This window comes from Actomonas aquatica (assembly GCF_019679435.2).
Classification (GTDB): domain Bacteria; phylum Verrucomicrobiota; class Verrucomicrobiia; order Opitutales; family Opitutaceae; genus Actomonas; species Actomonas aquatica.
On the sequence record NZ_CP139781.1, the window covers coordinates 907946 to 929618 of the forward strand.

Here is a 21673-nt window from a genome sequence, read left to right on the forward strand (position 1 = left end):
GGGGATTCCCCCCTATGCGATTTGGGTCCGCCCCATGGTCCGCACCGGCACATCGCTCGAATCAGTCACATCCCCGGGAAGTGACGCGGCGAAGCCATCGCCGGAGGCTAGAAATTTCCACCCTAATCGCTGGATCCTGCTGGCCCCGGAGATCTTTAAGCATCAAGGCGGAATATCCCGGGTATCGAGACACTACCTGCAGGTCGTCAGCGAACTCTCCGATCCAGTTCCCTTGGACCTGATCGTGTTGAATGACGCGGACGCGCCGAAAACGGAACTTGCCCGCTATGGTGCGACCAACGCCCGGCTCCACCTGTGCAATCGCTCCAAGTGGGCGTGCTGGAAAGCAGTTTGGCGAGCCACCCAAAAGCCGGGGGCGCACGTGGTCTGCACCCAAGTCTACCTCTCGCCCCTGCTCTGGATCGCCCGCAAGCTGGATCGGTCGTTGAGCTACGAGATTCTGTTGCACGGCGTTGAAGTGTGGAAGCCGCTTTCGTGTTCCCTGCGTCTCGCGCTTGGCGGCGCGCGCAATGTTTTCAGCGTCAGCCGATATACCAAAGACTACGTCGGCGCACGTTATCCGAAGATCGGCGACAAAATTACCGTGCTGCCGAATGCTTTGGACCCGCAGTTCGCGGCTCGATTGCTGCATAAAAGCGACGAACCCCACGAATCGACCACAATACTCGCGGTTTCGCGCATGGCTGCCCACGACCAAAAAAAAGGCATCGATCACCTCATCGAGGCGATGCCAGCCATCCGCCGCGCGATCCCCGCAGCGTGCCTTCGAATCGTCGGCGACGGTGCTGATCGAGCCCGGCTGGAGGAGCTCGCCCGGCGAAGCGAAGCCGCGGCCAGCATCTCGTTTCTGGGCGCGGTCGACGACGCATGCTTACAAGAGGAAATCCAAGCATGTCGGGTCTTTGCGTTGCCCAGCGCCAAGGAAGGATTCGGTCTGGTTTATCTCGAAGCCATGGCCGCGGGTCGCCCCTGCATCGTCGCGCAGGCCGGCGGCGCCCCGGAGGTGATTGACGAACACTCGGGTATCCCGGTGCCCTACGGCGATGTCACTGCGTTGGCAAATGCGACGGTCCAAGCACTCACCAAGATTTGGAACCCGGAGCGCATCAAAGCTCGCGCCCAACACTTTTCCTACGCCGCGTTTGCCGAACGTTGGCGCCAACTCGTTTTGCATTCCGCGTGAGCTCTCCCGAACCAACCGCATCGATTGTCATAGAAGCCGGGCGATCCGAGCGCCACTACTGGAAAGACCTGTGGCGCTATCGCGAACTGCTCGGCTTCTTGGCGTGGCGTGACATCAAGGTCCGCTACAAACAAGCCGTGCTCGGCGCCGCCTGGGCGCTGATTCAACCGGTCATCACCACAGCAATCTTCACCATCGTGTTCGGTCGATTGGCCGGAATGCCGGACGGCGGCATTCCCTACCCCCTGCTGGTGCTCTCTGGCCTAATCGCTTGGCAACTATTTTCCACGGCGTTGAGCGGTTCGAGCGGGAGTCTCGTTTCAAACGCAAACCTCGTTTCCAAGATCTACTTTCCGCGGCTGATCGTTCCGCTGTCTGCCATCGGTGTTGCGGTCGTCGACTTTGCAATCGTGCTGGGATTGTTCACGGTGATGGCGATCAGCTTCGGCTACTACCCCACATGGCATTGGTTGCTCTTGCCGGTCTTCATCGCTTTTGCCCTTTTGACGGCGCTGGGAGCAGGCATGTGGCTTACGGCGCTCACGGTCAAGTACCGGGATTTTCGCTTCATCACGCCGTTCTTGATTCAAATCGGACTCTTCGTCTCGCCTGTGGGTTTTCGCACTGACTTTTATCCCTCTTGGCAGCCGCTCCTTAGCCTTAATCCCATGACGGGAATCATCAACGGGTTCCGTTGGTGCCTGTTGCAGGGCAACCAATCTATCAACTTCGCAGGGCTCACCCAGGGGGTCTTGGTCATCCTCCTTCTCAACGTTTTGGGCCTTTGGTACTTTCGCCGCACCGAGCGCGGTTTCGCAGACATCATATGAACGCGGTTCAAGTTGAAGGGTTGGGAAAACGCTACGTCATCGGCCATCAAGCCCAGGCCGACACCTTGCGTGACGCCGTTGCGGGCGGCGTGACCGGCCTGTGGCGCCGGCTCCGTCGAGGCGCGATGAAACGCGAGGCCTTCTGGGCGCTCCAGGACGTGAGCTTTGGAATTAAGCCAGGTGAGGTCGTCGGCATCATCGGCCGCAATGGCGCGGGAAAGTCGACGCTGCTGAAGCTGCTTTCCCGCATCACAGAACCGACCACTGGACGGATCACGCTCAATGGACGCGTTGCCTCGTTGCTCGAAGTGGGCACCGGATTTCATCCCGAGCTGAGTGGCCGGGAAAACATCTATCTGAATGGCGCGATCCTAGGAATGTCCCGAGCCGAAATCGCGTTGAAGTTCGACGAGATTGTCGCATTCGCGGAGATCGAACGCTTTCTGGACACCCCGGTGAAGCGTTACAGCAGCGGCATGTATGTGCGGCTCGCGTTTGCCGTCGCCGCACATTTGGAGCCGGAGACGCTCATCATTGATGAGGTTCTCGCAGTCGGTGATGCCAATTTCCAAAAGAAGTGCCTCGGCAAGATCGGTCAGGTGGCGAGCAACGGCCGCACGGTTCTCTTCGTTTCGCACAACATCGGAATGGTGAACCGCCTTTGCACCTCGGCCATCCTGCTTGAGAAAGGAAAACTCTCGCTTCGAACCGATAGCGTGGAGCAGGCGGTGAATCGCTACATCGAGTCCGGATTGGGACAGTCAACCGACGCGGCGCATCTGTATGTGAACGACGAGACCACGCCCGGCTCAAAGCCTGTGATCGTTCGTCGGATGGAGGTTATGCACCAGGGGCCGGCTCAGCAGCAGTCTCCCGCATCACCGGTTCATCTCGCCATGGAGTTGGAGCTGTCGGAGGAGATTCCCAACCTGAACCTCGGCCTCTACCTGCGCAACAATGAGTGGGAAACACTATCCGTCGTGGCTTCCTCCGACGGCGAACGCGACTCATGGCCGATTCTAAAACCCGGCCGTAACCGCCTGGAGGTTTCGATCCCGGCAGTGAGCCTCAACCTCGGCACTTACTTCCTCGAGTTCGTCGCGAGCATTCATAATCGCGATTGGATCATTTCTCCGGGATCGGGACCGATCGTGAGCTTTCGGGTCACCGAGTTGATGAGTCAATCGACCCGCTGGGTCAGTCGACGGGCCGGATTGCTCGCTCCCTTGTCGGAGTGGACACTCACCCCCTGACCCAGGTCGCGAGGTGCGGCGCCATTGCCTGAATCAGGCCAATTTCGAGCGAACTTACGCCATAACATGACAACTCCGGTATTATTGCTTTCGTTCAATCGCCCGGACTGCACTCGCCGGAGCATGGACCGTCTACGTTCCGTGAAGCCGAGCCACTTGTTTCTGGCGATCGACGGCCCCCGAGGAGCGGCAGATGAAGCAGCGTGTACCGAGTGTCGCAGCGCCGCTCAATCGATTGATTGGCCCTGCCGCGTGCACACCCTCTTCCGGGAGGAGAACCTTGGTTGCGAAAGGGCGATCAATGAGGCGCTTGACTGGTTCTTTGAACAAGTCCCTTGCGGTATCATCCTGGAGGACGACTGCCTCCCCGACATCTCCTTTTTCCGTTTTTGTGAAGAGATGCTGGAGCGCTACGCCGCGGATCTGCGGGTGTTTCAGGTCTCTGGCAGAAATGAAGCCCCGGACCGACGCTGGAGCGGTAACGCATCGTATTTCTTTTCCCGATACGGCGGAATCTGGGGCTGGGCAACTTGGGCCGACCGATGGCAGCGTCACGTAAAGCGGCGTGAACTGACGTCCGAAGAATTGTCGGCAATATCTGAATACACTGAACCTGGCTTCGGCGTGGGTAAACGCATCGAACTTTGGAAATCAACCCAAGCCGGGCAAATCGACACTTGGGACATCCAGTGGTGGCTCACCCGGGCTCTCGAACATGGACTCGCCGTCGTTCCCGAAACCAACCTGGTCGAGAACATCGGTTTCGGCAAGGGAGCTCACAGCACCTCGACAGACCAGGTTCGCCATCGCAATGAGGTGGGTGAGATCTCGTTTCCGCTGCGACACCCGGAAACCCTCCACGCCAACCTGACTTACGATCGCGAGTTCTGCCTGATCAACTCCAGTGGCGAAGCTCCTCGTCGATCGCTCAAGACCCGCCTACTTCAACGCTTTCCCGCGCTGGGATCGTTGAAATGACCGCATTCACCCGCTACCCGTGAATCCCGCGAATCCTAATCTTTTCATTGTCGGCGCCGCCAAGTGCGGAACGACTTCAATCGCCGCCATGTTGGCCGAGGAGGCCGAGGTTTTCCTCCCTCGCTTCAAAGAGCCCAGTCCGTTCGCCGAGGGCCTGCCCTACCAAACCAAGTTTCCGGATCCTTACCTCGATCTTTTTGCCGGCAAGGGAGACCACCGTTACCGACTTGATGCCTCCACCTGCCACCTGAGCACCCCTTGGGCGGCCCAGGAAATCCAGCGGCACTTCCCGGAAAGTCGCATCATCATCATGCTGCGCAACCCCGTTCGTCGCGCCTATTCGCTCTACAACTGGATGCGACGGGAGGGCTACGAACCCTGCGAAACCTTCGCGGCGGCGCTCGCCGCCGAAGCGCATCGGCGGGAGGCATTCCGGGAATTCAATCCGCAATATTATTGGAACTACCTCTACCGCGAGAGCGGCCTGTATTGCGACCAGGTGAAACGCTACCTTGAGCTGTTCCCGAAAGAACGCGTTCACGTCATCTTTCTCGATGCGCCAGACTCCAACGATGGGAAGATCATCGCAGGTCTGGAAGCGTTCCTTGGACTGCAGCTATCAGCCAACAGCTTGCCCCGCCTGAACGAAGCCCAAGGCGTTCGTTCCGCCCGACTCAGCTACGCGTTGCGCCATCAGTTCCAAAAGCCCGGGACCGCGTTGCGCCCGATTCCCGGCAAAGGGCGGTTGATCCGCTGGTTGCAGCGGGTCAACAAAAGCGGCCGGGTCCCGCGGCTCGACGGAGGCATCGCCCGAGAGCTAAGCGACTACTATCGCGCTGACGTGATCGCGCTCGGGAATCTGCTTCAGCGCCCGGTGGATCACTGGCTGCGGTGAGCAACCACCCGCGAAGATTGACGTGAAGATTCTTTTCCTGAGCGACTTTCATCTCGGAGGCGGAGCGGCGATTGCCGCCACCCGTCTGGCCAAGGCATTCTCCTCCGCTGGACACGAAATCGTGCGGGTCGTGGGGCGCCGAGAAAGCGATGATCCGACGATCGTCCAAGAATTTGCCCGTCACGACTCGACCTTGGATCGGCTCCGGCGCCGCGTGGGGCTGTTGCCGCCGACCACCTATCGATCGTTGCCCGACGCCACCATCGCAGACATCAATGCGGAAAAGCCCGATTGGATCAGTGTGCACAATCTGCACGGCTACGGGCTGCGCCTCGATTTCTTCGAGAAGCTGGATGCCCCCATCCTGTGGACCTTGCACGACATGTGGTCGTTCACCGGCCGCTGTGCCTACAACGGTGATTGTGTTCGGTATCAAACCAACTGTGGCCATGACTGCCCCACGCCGACAGAGTATCCGGCGCTCGCGCCTTCGTTGATTCCGCAGGCCCACGCGGAGAAAACGGCGATGCTGCGGACGCATCCCCACCTGCACGCCGTCACGCCGTCGAACTGGCTTCGCCAACATGCTGTGACTAGCGGTTGGCCATCCAACCGGGTGACCACCGTGCGCTACACGCTGGATCTCGACGTTTTAAAGCCCGTTTCAACCAGCGCGGCGCGGGTCGCACTCGGGATCGAACCCTCGGCCTTTGTCGTTGGGTTTGGCGCAATGAACCCCGGCGATGTTCGTAAGGGAGGCCCTGTGCTGACCGCCGCGTTCGATTCAGGTTTAGCCGCGGAAGCGACCTTGCTCAGCATCGGCTCGCGGCCATTGCCGCTCCGGCGTTCATCCGATTACCTCCACCTCGGCACGATCAATTCGGACGTTCTGCTGGCCACCTTCTACTCTGCCTGTGACGTGTTTCTGCATTTGTCCCAACAAGACAATTTGCCAAACATGGTGAACGAGAGTCTGGCCTGCGGAACCCCGGTAATCGCCACTCCCGAATCGGGCGCAGCGGAGGTGATCGAACACGGCGTTTCCGGGTTGATCCTGGATCGCGTGGATCAGCACTCGCTGTCCGCCGCGCTCGCCCACTTTCAGCACGGCGCCGGCGCGCACGGCGCTTGGCGCGCTGCCGCCCGCAGACGCGCCGAGACCGTGTTCGACGCCGCGACGGTCGTCCGAGAATACATGGATTTGGCGAACCACCTGATGGCGCAATGAACCGGGCACCTTTGACGTGGTCGTCCGATCCGCAAATGACCGGACCTGAAACTGAAACATGAAGATCGCGCTGGCCCATTTATGCTATGCGGAGCACGGCGCGGATTGGTATTCCGCCATTGCCAATCGTGCTCCCGCTCCGCTGAAGGTGGTGCCACTGCCGCTGGTTCTGCCGGGATTGGAAGGCCGCATCAGTTGGCAGGAGCTCGATGAACGCTGGCGCTTCCGCGACCGCGAATTGCTGAGCCTCTATCGGCATGTTCGTGAGATCGCCGAGGGGGTTGATGTGCTCTGGAACTACAGCGGGGCGATGCTGCACCCTGAGTTCGTCAGCACCCTGCCCTGCACCACCGTATTCACCTGTTTCGACGATCCCGAAGATTACCCGGATTTGGTCGCTCCCGCCGCCGACGCCTTCGACCTCGGGCTGCATGGTAACCTCGCCTCGGGTTCATTGTTCCGTCGCCACTTCCCGGTCACCGCCTGGCAACCGATCTTCACTGCGCCCGCCCCAGACCTGACGAATGCCGCGCGCGACATCGGACTGTTCTTTGCCGGCGGGTTGAGTGGCTACAGCGACTACCGCCGCATGCGCTTGGAACGTTTGTCCACGGAGTTCCCCGACGCCATCTGCGTCGGTCGGGGATGGGACCGTGGTTACGTAACGACGGCGGAAATCGAGGGATTCTATCAACGAGCCCGAATGGGCTGGAACGTGCATCGCACCATCGGCCCGGTGAACCAACGGCTGTTTGACCTCGCCCGCCAAGGTGTGGCCCAGGTTTGCGACAGCCTGCCCTACGTTGGCCAAGCGTTTGAAATCGGGACGGAGATTCTGGCTTTCTCCCAAATCGAAGACGGCATCCGGCAGATTCGCCAACTTCTCGCGGAACCGGAACGCGCCATGCGAATGGCCGCGGCCGCCCGTCTTCGCTACGACCGGGACTATACCACCGAGCGCCTGTGGGAACGGTTCGCGGAGTTTGTCGGCCGCCATGCTCCGACCGCACGACCCGCGCCGAAACCAAACAAACTGCCCGTGCCCACCGTATTGCCCTACCGCTGGCGCCGGCGAATTGAGCGTATCAACGCTTCCCTTACATCCGCTCTTTCTGCCGCCCGCGCCACTTGGCGGGCGAAACCCACCTATCAAAGCTGGAAATTTGATGAGAGCGCCTGCCTTCCGGTTTCAGCGGTTTCAGCAACGCCAAATGCTCAACACGATGAGCCGGCCAACCTAGATGTTCCCGAATCCGTGCAGGCAGCATGGATCTCGATATTGCCACTAGGATCGGACATCAAGGTGGTCGGTCGTGTATTGCCCGAGTTGAGCCGCTTGCTGCCGGCTGCCCGCGGAGCCACTCGCCTTGAGCCGGATACTCCGCGAGTCATCGTGGCAACCGGGCCCCTCTCGCCGCTGTGGTCGGCAAGCCGGGCGAGCTCACATCAGATCATTTCGTGGGCCACCTACGGCCATCCGGCGACAATCGTTCGAGAGTTCAATAGCCTGATGGGCGACTGCAAAGCACACGATCCGACCACCCCCCATCGCATCATCCGCGCCTATGTTCAGCCGAAACCAGATGTCCCGTGGTTGGAGGTGCTGGGCGATTCTCACCTGTCCGCATCGTTCTGGATGATCCTAACCGCCACTTCGGTCGATTTGGCACCACCAGCATGAGGCTTCTGCTCATTACCCCGGAATATCCGCCCGCCTTTGGCGGAGGAATCGGCAGCTACTACGGCGTGCTCGCACCGGCCCTGGTCGATCTCGGTTGGCAAGTCACCGTCGTGGCAGGCTCCGCGAATGCACCAGGGCCGGACGCCGGCGAGGCAGATGGCGTGCGGGTCGTTCCGCTCGACTCGAATCGGACACGCGCACTGGCGCGTCGCTTTCCGCAGTTCGATCTGGCTCCCGATTTCTGCGCACACCTTGGCGCGGCCTGGGCGGCTTGGGAACAGGCCGACGCCGGCCGGAATTTTGATGTCGTTGAGTGCACCGATTGGGGCCTGCCTTTCGTGCCTTGGATCGTCTCCCGGGAACCGACGCCACCCACCCTCGTGCGCTTGCATGGCAGTATAGGCCAAATCAATGCACACGATCCGCGGCCGTCGTTTGGTCTCAGCGAAAATCTCGCCGCAATGGCCGAACGCAGCCTGTTACCCCATGCCGCCGGTCGCGCGACCTGCAGCCTCGCCAACCAGAAGCTGTGGTCCGAAATTTTGCGGCAAGAGGTGCTGTATACCCCACCGCCACTTCACACCAACTCGCTACCGGACCCTCTTCCACCGAGCGCACACGGCTTGGTGGCGGGCCGCATCCAGCGCTGGAAGGATCCGGCAACACTTTGCCGGGCACTGGCACGCCTTGGCGCCGAAGCCCCGGTCATCGACTGGTTCGGCCGTGATACCGAGGAGGCGAGCGGCGGGAGCCACGGCGACTACCTTGCCCGGGAATTCCCGCGGATATGGGGGGCAAGGATTCGACCGCACCCACCCGTGCCACCGGCGGAGATCAGCCTCCATCAATCAGCGGCCGCGTTTGTCGTCGTGCCCTCCGCTTGGGATGTCTTCAACCTTGGCGCCGCCGAGGCCATGGCGCAGGGAGCGATTGTAATCTGTTCCCGCGGAGCCGGTGCCAGCGATCTCATCACCCATGGGGTCGACGGATTTCTGTTCGATCACGGCGACGATGAGGAGCTCGCCGCGTGCATTCGGCGTGTCCTGGCCCTGCGGGCGGAGGAGCGGACAGCCATCTCGGCCAGGGCTCGTAAGAGAATCCTGGATACCCTGGCGCCGGCAGTAAGCGCCCGCGCCCACGCCGAACAACTGTTGGCCACCGCACAGTCCTCGCGTCCTTCTCGATCGCCCTCGCTCTACGATGGGATGTTTTTTCCCCGCGAATCGGAGGCTGCCGATCACCACGGCTTGGACCGAATATCGATTCGCCAGATTGTCCACTACCTGACCGGGCGACTGCGGTCCAAATTCCGCGACTAGCATGTCCCGCCCCACCCTTGCTCTTTGTATTCCCGCCTACCGCGCCGCATGGTGTCTTCCCCGGCTGCTCGGATCGGCGGCGCGCCAGGGAATCCCTTTCGACGAGATCCTCGTCTACAACGACTGCAGTCCGGACAACACCGCCGAGGTGGCTCAGGCCCACGGTGCCACCGTCGTCGATGGAAAGGTCAACGTGGGCTGCAGTGCGGGAAAGAACGCCCTGCTCAACGTCGCGACATCCGAGTGGATACATTTCCACGACGCCGACGACGAGCTCCTGCCAAATTTCACCCAGTTGGCCCACGCGTGGATGGCCCGTGGCGCGGATTGCCCCGATGTTGTGCTGTTCGCCTACGAATATCGCGACAACGAGAACCAAACCCTCCTCGCCACCCGTTACTTCGAAGCGGACGCGCTGCGCCACGATGCGGTCGATTACGCCATCCGGGAACAAATCAATCCGTTCTGCGGATTGTATCGGCGGGACCGCGTTGCAGGCGTAGGCGGCTACGACACCGCCCCCGAGATCCTGTTCAACGAGGATGTCGCGTTTCACTGCAAATTGGCTGTGGCGGGATTAAATTTTGATGCCGAGTCGGCGGTCTCGATCATCAATTACCGCGTCGGCGGTTCGATGTCCGGCAGCAACCAACTGCGGTGCATCCAGGCGCACGTAGAAGTGATGCGTCGATTGATTCCCCAAGTCGGCAAGTCACACGGCGCGGCGATTGCGAGCCGGACGTGGCACGCCGCCGGTATTCTGGCGATGCACGGCAAGTGGGACGAGGCGGACGCCGCGATTGCACTGGGAAGGTCGGTGTATCCAAAACCTCCCGACGCAATCAATCGCACTTTCGCCATTTTGTGCCAACTGATCGGCCCTGAAAGAGCCTTCCGACTTCGGGAAGGCTTCATCCGCCGTTTTAAACCTCACCTCCGTTCATCGTTGGACAAGCAAACGTCCCCCTCCGCCTCACCATGAATGCTCAATGTGGATTCATCTATGTGGTTTCCGGCGAAAAATACGTCCGCGAAGCGGAACGGTCCGCGGCGCAGTTGAAAGCGCTGCACGACCTGCCCGTAACATTGATCAGTGACCGGGCGCCGAGTCCGGAGGCTGCAAAATACTTTGATGAAGTGCGGGTCGACTTGGTCGACTTCGACTACAGTAACAAAATTCGCATGCGGGAGAGTCGCTACGACCGAACCATTTTCCTGGACTCCGACACCCTGCCGATTCGAAGCCTCAAGGGAATCTTTCAGTTGCTCGACACCTTCGACGTCGCCTTCCAATTCACCGAAGGCGGGAATCACTACGCCCTTCCCGGGGTGCCCCCGTGTTTCTTCGAACCCTCTGCGGGAATCGTGGCTTGGAGACGATGCGCAAAAAGTGCCGAGTTCTTTGACGCGTGGAGCTCGGCCTACGCCGAAATTGAAAAGGACCAAGGCATGCGCGGGGCCTGGGACCAACGGAGCATGCGGCAGGCTGCCTTCTACAGCCAAGTGCGGCTCGCTCCCATTCCCAACGAGTGGCAGTTCTACACCTACAAGCCGAACTTTCTCGCCCACAATATCCACCTCCTGCACGGCCGCGATTCCACCCGGATCCTGGCGGACCAAGTGGATGCCAACAAGGGCCCGCGAGTCTGGTTGCCGCGGGTCGGATTGGTGCCCTCGCTGGAACACCCCAACTTGCTTGAAGCGGCGGGTTTTGGTCTGCGTTTTTACCGCCGCCTGGCCACTCGCTGGCTGCGGCTGTTGCTTCACCGGATCGGTCTTTGGCCCCTGCCAAAAGGAAAGCGCCCGGCTTAATTTGCCGCGATGCATAGCTTGGTCTCCATCTGCATTCCTTGCCACAATGCTGGCCCGTATATCGGGGAAGCATTGGATTCGGTTCTCGCCCAGACATGGCCCAATCTGGAGATCATCGTGGTCAACGACGGATCCACCGACGAATCGGCAGCGGTGCTCGATCGATACACCGAGCGAGGGATCATCGTCATCACTGAGGTGCTCGGCAGTGCCACCCGTGCCCGCAACCGGGCTGCGGCGGCCGCCACCGGGGATTTCATCAAATTCTTCGATGCCGATGATCTCATGTCACCGGATATGATCGCCAGCCAAGTGAAGCGACTGGGCGCATCAACCGACAAGATGGCCAGTGCGCAGTGGGGGCGATTCCAAGGTTACCGACCCGAAACGCTAAAACTCAACCCTGAGTCGGTATGGCGAGACATGGCCGGGACGGATTGGTTGGTGGAGGCCTGGCACCACGGCGAACCGATGATGCAACCAGGAATCTTTCTGCTTCCCCGCGCTTTGTGGGAGTCCGTAGGTCCCTGGAACGAAGAGCTGACCCTGATTGACGATTTCGAATTCTTCGCCCGGGTGCTCGCCAACGCGGAGCAGGTGCTTTTCTGCCCCGAGGCCACCCTGCTCTATCGATCTGGCATCCACGGCAGTCTCTCCGGCCGCCGCTCTCGCACCGCCGTTGAATCCGCCTTCAACGCGCTGCAACAGGGAACCCATTCATTGCTCGCGCGCCGCGACGATGCGGCGAGTCGGCGGTCCGCGGCCAATATTTTGCAGGGCTTCATTTATACCTACTACCCGGAGCACCCCGACCTGTGCCGCGAAATGGAGCGGCAAATTGAAAAACTCGGCGGGAGCGATCTGCCCCCGTCCGGCCCACCCCGCTTTAAGAAACTGGCCAAACTCACCGGGTGGAGGATCGCGCGCCGAATCCAGCGGCTGACGGATCAATGGCGCCATCCCGCGGCCGTCGCCTAGTTTATTCGCCCATGGCCCGCGTCGCCATCTACATTGCCCGCCATCTTTGCACCGCACCCCGAGGGCGGAAGGAGGCAGACGCGCTCGCCGCGGCCGGTCATGACGTGACGGTGCATGGGCAATGGTGGGATCCGCAGCTGATCGAACGCGATCGCGCGTTGATGCAGAATCGCCCCTGGTGCTTCCGCCCCTTCGCCGATCATCGGCCGGGCTCCGGGATACGAGCTCTCCGGTGGTGGTTCTATCGACTGCAGTGTCGTGCGGCGCGCGAACTGTTTCTACGCACTCGCGCGAAGTTTTCCCCACTGTTGGGCTACGGCGTGCCCGCGCTCCTTCGCCACGCGCGAAAAGAGCGCGCGGATCTCACGATTGCTCATTCCGAAGGATCGCTCTGGGCTATCAACAAACTGCGGGCGGAGGGCCACCGGGTCGGGGTGGATTTTGAGGATTGGTTCTCGCAGGACCTTCCCGCAGACAAACGTCGCCATCGTCCCGTCGCGTGGCTGGAAGAATTGGAGGCCGCCGCCTTGCGAACGTGCGTCTATCTGACCGCGCCCTCCCTCGCGGTCGCGAACGCCATGCAACGCGCCTACGGTGGTTCAGCTCCATCGGTGATCTACAACACGATCAGCTCCGAACATCACGCGACGTCACCTCGCGAATCGGGACCGGCGCGCCTTCACTGGTTTTCCCAGACCATCGGTCCCGGACGTGGTCTGGAGAATCTGTTTTCGGCCTTGCCGGACGTATCCGGTGATTGGACACTGCACCTTCGCGGGGAAGATCCTCAGCGCCATGGTCAGCACCTGCTTTCAACTCTCCCCGAAGGCCTTCGCGATCACGTTGAGTTTCTACCCACCGTTAGCCCAGGTGAATTGACCGAGTCCACCGCCAGATTCGATGTCGGTCTTGCGCTCGAACCATCCACTTCGCGCAACAACGACCTGACTGTTTCCAACAAGCTGTTCCAGTATCTGCACTCCGGCCTGGCCATCATCGCCAGTGCCACCACCGGTCACCGTGAGATTCTGGAGCAAGTGCCCGAGGCCGGATTCGTCGTGCCTATCAATGACCCGTCCGCACTGGCCACCGCGATCAACCGTCTCATCAGCGACGCGACTCAACTTGGAAATGCGCGTTCCGCCGCGCTCGCCGCCGCGGCAAACTTCGACCAAGCCCGCCAACTCGATCACTACGCCGCGCTCGCCGCGCGGGCTCTCGCTACCTAACTCATGCGCATTCTGCTGACCGCCGACGCCGAACTTCCGGTCCCCCCCAGGCTCTATGGTGGCATCGAACGAATCATCGCTTCGCTCGTGCAGGAATTCCGCCGCCGCGGTCACCAAGTGGCGCTCGTTGCCCATCGCGAATCCACCGTGCCGAACGATGCATTCTTCCCGTGGCCGACGCTTTCAAGCACCCGAGTCATGGACCATTGGAAAAACGGGCTGGCTCTCCGAAAAGCAGTCGGCCGTTTCCGACCCGATGTCGTGCACAGTTTTTCCCGCCTGCTGTGGCTGCTGCCGCTTCTCCCCAGTTCTGTCCCTCGCATCATGAGTTATCAACGAGCGCCGACCGGACGCACGGTCGCTTGGTCGCACCGCCTTCACGGCCACCGATTGAAGTTCACGGGCTGCAGTGAACACATTGCGGCCGCCGGACGCGGTAGTCGCGGTGAATGGAACGCCATCCCCAACTTCATTGATCCGGACCGATTCTCCTTCGTCCCGAAAGTGCCCGAGGATGCTCCTCTGGTCTTTCTGAGCCGCATCGAACGCATCAAGGGCACCCACACCGCTATTGCCATCGCCATGGCCAGCAAGCGTCGACTGATCATCGCCGGCAACCGCGTGGATTCATTGGAGGGAAAGCGTTATTGGCAGCAGGAGATCGGCCCTTTGCTGGAACCCGGCAAGATCGACTACATCGGTCCCGTGGATGACGCGCAAAAGAACGCCTTGCTCGGCGGGGCCGCGGCGATGGTCGTTCCGATCGAATGGGATGAACCGTTTGGCATCGTGTTCGCCGAGGCGCTGGCCTGCGGAACCCCGATCATTTCCTCACCGCGGGGATCTGCGCTGGAGATTGTCCGCCCTGGCACCAATGGATTTCTCGTCGGATCGGTCGACGAAGGCGCCAAGGCAGTCGACCGGATTTCGGCACTCAATCGTGCGCAGTGCCGGGCGGATGTGGAAGCCCGCTTCAGCGTATCCGTCGTGGCACAACAGTATTTGAATTTGTATTCCCGGGTCATCGAAAACTCCGCCAGCTGATCGTCATGAACCCAAACAACACCCCCGACCGCTCCAGCGTTCCGTGTCCCTGCTGCCAAACCGATTGCGCCGCCCACCGCATCCGTCGCTATCGCTGCGAGGAGGCGGCGGCGTATTTCTGTCCCCCGACTCGCGATGAGGGTCGCCACCTACGTCTTCGGGAAGCGATTTCCAGCCTGTGGCCGGATGGTCATGCTTCGATCCATACCTGTCCCGGCTGCGGTTTCGGTTTCGCTTTTCCCCACGTGGGTGGAAACGAGCAGTTCTATCAAACCCTGCACGAACAGGCCGGCTACCCCGCGGATCGCTGGGACTACGAGGAAGCGCGCCAGTGTCAGGCCTTCCTGGATACGCCTGGCAGGGTGTTGGATATCGGCGCCGGCTTCGGCGCGTTTCTGGCCAAACTTCCCGCCGGTTGGGAGCCGCACGCCATTGAATCCAGCCCGACCATGCGAACTCATCTCGAACAGCGCGAGGTCACGGTCCATCCCTCCAGCGCGAGCGCGAAGCAGCAAGGTCGTTTCAAGGTGATCACGCTCTTCCAGGTGCTGGAGCACCTGGCGCCCTTCAGACCGATTCTCCAGGACGCCGCCGCCATGCTGGAACCCGGCGGATGGCTTTTCATCACCGTCCCCGACGGAGAAATGATGACGGAACAGGAAAGACGACTGGGCAGCCCCGACATGCCGCCCAACCACGTCAACCGCTGGACGCCTTCGAGTTTGGCCGCCGTGCTGAAGGAGCTTGGCTTGATGCCCGCGGCACCAACCGTCGAACCCGGTCGGCCGGGACTCGTGCTCAAGCGCCTGCATCTGCTCATCATGCAGCGGGCCGCCAGCAGCCCCCGGTCCCTCAGCGCCGCGGTTTACCGACTTCAGTCGCGGAAAGTGCGGGCCGTCATCATGGGCTTCCTCGCCATTGGCTTTGCGCTCAAGCATCTGCCCAATCTGGGGTGGATGAGCCGCGGCGGGGCCTTCGCACTCGCCGCGCGCAAGCCAGCCTGAAGCCGCCACTGTGTCGTCTCCCCAACGCAGACTCATTCTGGTCTCACCGCATTTTCCGCCGATCAATGCGGCCGACATGCACCGGGTGCGCCAGAGCTTGCCGTATTGGTCCGATTTGGGTTGGGCGGCCGAAGTCGTCTGCGTCGACCCGCGGTTGGTCAATGCGCCACGCGACGAGTTTCTGGCTGAAATACTTCCCTCGTCCGTTCCAGTGCATCGGGTGGGTGGGTTTGATCTTCGGTGGGCCCGGCTGCCCGGGCTCGGCACACTCGGCATACGAACGCTGCGCTCGCTCCGAAAAGAACTGCTCGACCTCCTGCGGGATAGCGGCGACGGCACTGGCTGCTGCGTATATTTCAGCACGACCCAATTCATCGTCCATTCGATCGCCCCCGAATTGCGGCGAAGATTTCCGTGCCTGGCCCTCGCGATGGACTACCAAGACCCGTGGGTGAATACCTACTACAATGAAAACCCGCAGGTGCCAAAACCCGGAGGAGCGCTGAAATTTCGCTTTACCCAGGCGATCGCACGACGACAGGAACCGCGCGTGCTCAGGGCGATGAACGGCATCACTGCGGTCTCCCCCGCCTATCGCACGATGCTGTCTCAACGGATGCCTTGGGTCGAAGACAAAGCTTGGTTGGTGCTGCCGTTTGGCGGCGCGATGTCGGACTTCGAAGCGCTACAAAACCTCGGTCCAGCACAGCCGTTCTTCGACCCTCACGACGGTTTTGAGCACTGGGTCTATGTGGGGCGAGGCGGCAGTGACATGTCCTTCGCGGTTCGCGCTTTGTTCCGCGCCTTCCGCCAAGCCAAACAACGGCAACCGGACCTCGACCGCGTTCGCTGGCATTTTCTCGGCACCAACTATGCGCCGGCCGAGAAGACCGTGGCAACGATCCGACCCATCGCGGTAGAAGAAGGTGTGGGCGACTGGGTCCAGGAAGTATCGGTCCGCATTCCCTACGGCTCGGCATTGCGTTGCATGGTCGACGCCGACGCGCTGATCCTGCCTGGCTCGAACGACCCAGGTTACTCCGCCTCCAAGATCTATCCGTGCATCCTTGCGCGCAAACCGCTGCTCGCCTTGTTCCACCGGGAAAGTTCCGTGCACGACATTTTGCAGCGCACGGGAGGCGGCTTGGGCATACAATTCAATGCGCGGTCCTCGACGGATGAGATCGCTCGCCAAGTGTCTCAGCAGTGGATGGAGTCAGAGGATCGTCAACGCATCCCCGCAACGGACTGGACCGCATTTTCCCCCTACACCGATCGGAGCATGACCGAAAAGCTTTCGTCATTCTTGGACAGCCTATGCCAGGGTCTGTGATCCCGCACCACCCACCCGAGAATACCAATATCGCGAACCTCACGGGGGCCGATATCGGGTATGGTTTTCAGTCCTACGCCAACCGAGCGCGCACCCTAATGTTCATGCTGGTTTTCGGGCTGATCTGCTATTTGCTCTATGCTCAGGCGTCGAACGCGGTTGCGCTCCTCAAGATCTTTGGCGGAGGATTGGTGATCGTGTTCGTCTGGCTCCGCGCGAAAAAGCCCGGAATCCCGATTGTGCTCATTGTGGCCGCTCAACTCGTCGCGGTTTTTGGCCTCCCGATTCTGACGCGCAACGAAGTGCTGGCGGATGCTCCTCCAGACGCCATCTCCAGCGCCGCGACCGAGGCTTTGGTCTATGGCCTGATGGTTTCCATGGGCTGGTCGTGGGGCATCAATCGACCGGATCCGAAACGACATGAATCGCTTAATTTTCGGATGATTGAGGGCCAGGATTCGAGCCGGGTCGTCCGGCTTTCCTTCATCCTGCTGACGGCCTCCATCGCCTATGAAGCACTGTTCTCAGCCGGGATGCTCGACCGATTGTTCCAGTTTCTTCCCACCGGTGTCAGTTCGGTCACCAGCATGGCCTCGAAGGCGCTCTCGCTCGGCGGCGGCTTGCTGGGTGGATTCACAGTCAGTAGCCGCGCGATGTCGGTTTCCCAGAGGACGCTGTTCTGGGGCTTATTCTGGATTCAGTTCGCACTCTTGATTTCCGGTTATCTCATTTCTTCCGCGACCGGTTTGATGAGCGCAACGTGTCTGGGCAGCCTCATCGGGAGCCGTCGTCCACCGATCAAACTCATGGTGATTCTGGGATTGGTTTGCGCGTTCTTCAACCTCACGAAATTCGAAATGCGCGAAGCGTATTGGGATCCGGATACAAATTCCACGAATCAATCGCTGAAAGACCTTCCCGACCGCTACATGGAATGGGCTACACGGAGCTACACCGCACTCGTTTCACCGGAGCAGCATCGGCGGGAACAAGAGAAAAAGGGACAGATTCTTTACGATCGGGTCAACAACCTATCGATTCTAATGTTTGTGGAACAGGCCGTGCAACGCGAAAGCTACCCGTTACTCGGAGGGCAGACCTATTCCCTCATTCCGAAATTGCTGATTCCCCGGCTCTTTTGGCCGGACAAGCCGAGGGCCCATGCCGGGCAGGAGCTGCTGAACGTCCATTTCGGCCGCCAGACCCTTGAACAGACGATGCGAACCTACATCGCATGGGGCTTGCTGGCCGAAGCCTATGGAAATTTCGGGCCGATTTGGGGCGCGGCGATCCTCGGCGTCGCACTCGGATTTCTCTTAGGACGTGTCGAAGCTTGGTCGCGTGTCTTTGCGCTGAAGTCGCTGCAATCGTTTCTGATTCTCTCGTTTGCGGTCCAGATCGGCACCTCATTCGAAATGGTCGCGAGTGTTTTTGTCACCTCCACGTTCCAGCTACTGGTGGCAGTTGCGGCCGCCTCCTATCTGCTGGTCGACCGGCGCACGGTGGTGACTTCTGGTCCAGGCGCGGGTGCGTCGAACGATTCGGAAGATTTCAACAATCAGGAACATGGCATTCCGGATGATTCTTCGTCCACGGACTCATCCCCGCCTAAGAAAACATGAGCACCAGACTGGCGATCGTCTCGTCGCACCCCACGCAGTATTATGCGCCTTGGTTCTCGTATCTTTCGCGCCAGGAGCAATTGGAGCTGCGCGTGTTTTACCTGTGGGACTTCGGAGTTAAAGCACACCCGGACCCCAAGTTCTCTCGTTCAGTGCGTTGGGATTTGGATCTCCTTAATGGGTATCAGCATGAGTTCGTGCCCAACCGGGCGAAGAACCCGGGAACGCACCACTTTGGCGGGTTGCACAACCCCACCTTAGCCCAGCAGCTGGGAGCTTGGTCGCCGCAGATCGTGCTTGTTTTTGGTTACGGCTGGCGATCGCTACTGAATCTCGCGCTGCAGTGGCGGCAATCCCCGCTTATCCTGCGTGGTGACACTCACCTTTTGGGGCGGCCCCGTCCCAATCGAGTGCGAACTCTCGTGCTGCGCACTCTGTTCACCCGGTTCCGTTCCTTCGCCTGCGTCGGATCAGCCAACCGCGCATTTTACCGCGCTCATGGTGTCCCGGAGAATCGTTTGTTTGACGTGCCGCATTGCATCGACAACGCCCGGTTCGCTGCGGCGACCTTGGAAGAGGCTGCGGCTTGGCGGCGGGCTCACGGCTTCGACGCCGTGAAGCCACTTTTTCTGTTCGTCGGTAAGTTTGAACAGAAGAAACGGCCTGACCTCTTGCTACAGTCATTCAAGCAGTCCGCGCTTTCAGATGCCCAGTTGGGTTTTCTCGGCGATGGCGAGATGAAACCAAGGTTGTTGCGAGCTACCTCGGAATCGGACGGCCGCATAAAAGTCCTGCCTTTTCACAATCAGAGTGAAATGCCCGCAGCACTCAGGGCCGCGGATTGCGTTGTATTGCCCAGCCAGGGGTCTGGTGAAACCTGGGGTTTGATTGTGAACGAAGCGATGGCCTGCGGAACCCCGGCCCTCGTGAGCGACCATGTCGGCTGTGCGGCAGATCTGGTGATACCGGGCAAGACCGGATGGCAGTTTCCGGCGGGCAACCGGGACGCGCTTACACAATCCCTACTCGAGGCGAACGCTGCGATTCGAACTCGTCGCGACGAGCTTCGGGCCAGCGCGGCTGCCCATATTCAAGCCTACAGCTACGAGACCGCGGGAACGGCACTTCGCAAGATGCTGGCCGAGGTGCTATGATCAACCGCTGCCAGAAACGTATCACTCAAACACCTACGGCCGTCCCTTGAATTCAGAGAGTCCCCCTACCGCAGTACCGCAACGCGACCGATTGGAGCGATATACCTTTTGGCATCTGGTGATTTTCCACGTCCTTACCGCTTGGTTGCTGGGCGGTGCCACGACTTGGATGTGGCTGCCGATGGTGCTGTGGGGAACGGTCGGCGGTGCGGCCCTCACAGTCTGGGGCTTTGTGCGCCGTCGAAATTTGGGGCGTCCTGTGCTGTGGCCACTGCTCTGGCTGCTTCCCGGACTTTTGCTCGCCCTGTGGGTGCTGGTGGGAAGCTTCAATCCCAGCTTTACGGTCATCAGCTACTATGAGCAGTTGGTCTACCGTCCGACAGAACCGATCGGGTGGTTGCCCAGCTCAGCGGTGCCGGCCGAGACCCGACGCGAACTGCTCCTCCTCTTGGGAATCTTCCTCTCCGCGTTCAATCTGGCGCTCAATACAGAACGGCGAGAGCCAATCAAACAGCTGTTTGGGGTGATAGGACTCAACACCATGCTCATCGCCGTGATTGGCACCCTGCAAAAACTGAGCGAGGCCGAGGGGATTCTTTGGTTCATCTCGTCTCCGAATCCTCAATTCTTCGGCACGTTTATTTACCACAACCACTGGGGAGCGTATGCCCTCATGAATGTCGCATTGCTGGTCGGCCTTTCCCTCTGGATATACGAAGAACGAGCCCCCCGCGGGTTCACTCACTCTCCCGGCATGCTTTCAATCGTGGGGGCAATATTGGTGCTCATCGCCATCCCGGTGAGCTCTTCGCGTTCCTGCACCGCACTGGCGGCGGTAATCCTCTTATTCTCCACTGGACACTTTGCTTGGCGGCTGCATCGACGGAAGCGGCTTACTCCCCAAACCTCGGTGCTACTGCTGACGCTGCTCGCTGCGGTTGGCTTCGCGTCCTTCATTGTGGCTGAACGCGTGATCATGCAGCGTTTGCGAGAGACCCATAAACAGTTCGTGACCGATCCGACCAACAAACGTTATCTCAAGGGGCGTGAGTTAGTTTATGCCGACACCCTGCGGATGATTGGCGACAAACCGGTCGCTGGCTGGGGACTGCAGAGCTTCTACCTCGTGCACAAGCGATACTCCACCGTTCCCCGGGGAGACGATGGGCGTATGCAAGTTTACCGGAATACGCACTCCGACTGGTTGCAGACCGCGGCCGAAACAGGCCTGGTGGGCTTGGGGCTTTCTCTGGTCACGTTTCTCACGCCGCTGGTTTGGGTGCGCCGTCGTCTCAACTCGGACCAAGTGGCTGTCTTCACTCGCGTGGGATGCGTGCTCGTCCTCGGTCTGGCGTTGGTGGAGTTCCCTTTGCAGAATCCGGCGGTGATCCTGCTCTTTGCCTCCTTGCTCTATGGAGGATGTCGACTTGCCCTCCTCAGCCCGGTCCACCACCGGCATCGCCGTCAGTTCCATGCCTCCTGATCCCGCGCGTTTCGCTGAAACGTGTGCCTGACAAGCACCGTCGCCTCCATCCATTCTCCGCGCTGCATGCAACTACTTGGCCAACACAGTCCTTCGCCTTGGTCGACGCTCGACAAGGTCCGTCGGGCGCTTTGGATATTGGTCTCCCAAACCGTTTGGCGCTGGTCGCCCGTCTCGTGGAACGCTTGGCGGAACGCTTGGCTTCGCCTTTTCGGCGCCACCATCAACGACCGTCCGGATGCACGCGCCTGTGTTTGGCCTGATGTGGATATTTATCACCCATGGAAGCTGACGCTAGGAGCCGCGTCGATCGTGGGCACGGGAAGTCGTCTCTACAATCTGGCCCCCATCACGCTGGAGGATGGCGCCAATCTGAGCCGCTTTGTTCACGCCTGCACCGGCAGTCATGATTTGGCTCGATGGGACATGCCCCTCACCACCGCCCCCATCGTGATCAAGCGCAACGCTTGGATTGGCACCGACACCTATTTGGCGCCGGGGGTGACCATAGGTGAAGAGTGTATAGTGGGAGCTCGCTCGGTGGTGACCAAGGATCAACCCGCCAGCATGTGCTGCTGGGGACATCCCTGCAAACCCGTGAAACCTCGACCTGCCTTGCAGTGAGG

General features: G+C 60.4%; 19 protein-coding genes. All 19 read left to right on the forward strand.

What is annotated here, in order from left to right; all coding sequences use genetic code 11:
- The first annotated feature begins 34 nt into the window (after positions 1 to 34).
- The 19 genes from K1X11_RS03495 (at position 35) to K1X11_RS03585 (ending at position 21671) form a co-directional block, all read left to right on the forward strand.
- Positions 35 to 1204, forward strand: a complete 1170-nt coding sequence (locus K1X11_RS03495) for a glycosyltransferase family 4 protein (protein ID WP_221032563.1) — start codon at positions 35 to 37, stop codon at positions 1202 to 1204.
- Positions 1201 to 2034, forward strand: a complete 834-nt coding sequence (locus K1X11_RS03500; RefSeq protein WP_324726077.1) for an ABC transporter permease — start codon at positions 1201 to 1203, stop codon at positions 2032 to 2034. The genes K1X11_RS03495 and K1X11_RS03500 overlap by 4 nt, the downstream gene beginning before the upstream one ends.
- Positions 2031 to 3287: an ABC transporter ATP-binding protein gene (locus tag K1X11_RS03505; protein ID WP_221033330.1), complete on the forward strand. Its 1257-nt coding sequence runs from the start codon at positions 2031 to 2033 to the stop codon at positions 3285 to 3287. Before K1X11_RS03500 ends, K1X11_RS03505 begins: the two co-directional genes overlap by 4 nt.
- Before the next feature lie 252 nt (positions 3288 to 3539).
- Positions 3540 to 4265, forward strand: a complete 726-nt coding sequence (locus K1X11_RS03510) for a hypothetical protein (protein ID WP_324726078.1) — start codon at positions 3540 to 3542, stop codon at positions 4263 to 4265.
- Between the two features lie 19 nt (positions 4266 to 4284).
- The gene (locus K1X11_RS03515; protein WP_221033273.1) at positions 4285 to 5160 is read left to right on the forward strand and encodes a sulfotransferase domain-containing protein; all 876 of its coding nucleotides are present in this window, start codon (positions 4285 to 4287) and stop codon (positions 5158 to 5160) included.
- Between the two features lie 22 nt (positions 5161 to 5182).
- Positions 5183 to 6388, forward strand: coding sequence for a glycosyltransferase (locus K1X11_RS03520; RefSeq protein ID WP_221033272.1), 1206 nt, complete (start codon positions 5183 to 5185; stop codon positions 6386 to 6388).
- A 58-nt stretch (positions 6389 to 6446) separates the two neighbouring features.
- A complete protein-coding gene (locus K1X11_RS03525) occupies positions 6447 to 8069 on the forward strand; it encodes a glycosyltransferase family protein (protein WP_221033271.1) in 1623 nt (540 codons plus the stop codon).
- Complete coding sequence (locus K1X11_RS03530) at positions 8066 to 9388, forward strand: glycosyltransferase family 4 protein (RefSeq protein ID WP_221033270.1); 1323 nt, start codon at positions 8066 to 8068, stop codon at positions 9386 to 9388. The genes K1X11_RS03525 and K1X11_RS03530 overlap by 4 nt, the downstream gene beginning before the upstream one ends.
- Position 9389: 1 nt before the next feature.
- A complete protein-coding gene (locus K1X11_RS03535; RefSeq protein WP_221033269.1) occupies positions 9390 to 10370 on the forward strand; it encodes a glycosyltransferase family 2 protein in 981 nt (326 codons plus the stop codon).
- A complete protein-coding gene (locus K1X11_RS03540) occupies positions 10367 to 11200 on the forward strand; it encodes a glycosyltransferase family protein (RefSeq protein WP_221033268.1) in 834 nt (277 codons plus the stop codon). Before K1X11_RS03535 ends, K1X11_RS03540 begins: the two co-directional genes overlap by 4 nt.
- Before the next feature lie 9 nt (positions 11201 to 11209).
- Positions 11210 to 12178, forward strand: coding sequence for a glycosyltransferase family 2 protein (locus K1X11_RS03545; RefSeq protein WP_221033267.1), 969 nt, complete (start codon positions 11210 to 11212; stop codon positions 12176 to 12178).
- Positions 12179 to 12189: 11 nt separating this feature from the next.
- Positions 12190 to 13407, forward strand: coding sequence for a glycosyltransferase (locus tag K1X11_RS03550; protein ID WP_221033266.1), 1218 nt, complete (start codon positions 12190 to 12192; stop codon positions 13405 to 13407).
- Between the two features lie 3 nt (positions 13408 to 13410).
- The gene (locus K1X11_RS03555) at positions 13411 to 14451 is read left to right on the forward strand and encodes a glycosyltransferase (protein WP_221033265.1); all 1041 of its coding nucleotides are present in this window, start codon (positions 13411 to 13413) and stop codon (positions 14449 to 14451) included.
- 5 nt (positions 14452 to 14456) lie between these two features.
- A complete protein-coding gene (locus K1X11_RS03560; RefSeq protein ID WP_221033264.1) occupies positions 14457 to 15455 on the forward strand; it encodes a class I SAM-dependent methyltransferase in 999 nt (332 codons plus the stop codon).
- A gap of 10 nt (positions 15456 to 15465) precedes the next feature.
- A complete protein-coding gene (locus K1X11_RS03565) occupies positions 15466 to 16788 on the forward strand; it encodes a glycosyltransferase family protein (RefSeq protein ID WP_221033263.1) in 1323 nt (440 codons plus the stop codon).
- A gap of 98 nt (positions 16789 to 16886) precedes the next feature.
- Positions 16887 to 18410: a hypothetical protein gene (locus tag K1X11_RS03570; protein WP_221033262.1), complete on the forward strand. Its 1524-nt coding sequence runs from the start codon at positions 16887 to 16889 to the stop codon at positions 18408 to 18410.
- Positions 18407 to 19564: a glycosyltransferase family 4 protein gene (locus K1X11_RS03575; protein WP_221033261.1), complete on the forward strand. Its 1158-nt coding sequence runs from the start codon at positions 18407 to 18409 to the stop codon at positions 19562 to 19564. Before K1X11_RS03570 ends, K1X11_RS03575 begins: the two co-directional genes overlap by 4 nt.
- Before the next feature lie 118 nt (positions 19565 to 19682).
- Entirely contained in the window at positions 19683 to 21047 is a 1365-nt protein-coding gene (locus K1X11_RS03580; protein WP_324726079.1) for an O-antigen ligase family protein, read from the forward strand.
- A gap of 66 nt (positions 21048 to 21113) precedes the next feature.
- Positions 21114 to 21671 carry an LbetaH domain-containing protein gene (locus K1X11_RS03585; protein ID WP_221032906.1) on the forward strand — a complete coding sequence of 186 codons (558 nt, stop codon included), beginning with the start codon at positions 21114 to 21116 and terminating at the stop codon, positions 21669 to 21671.
- Positions 21672 to 21673: the final 2 nt, after the last annotated feature.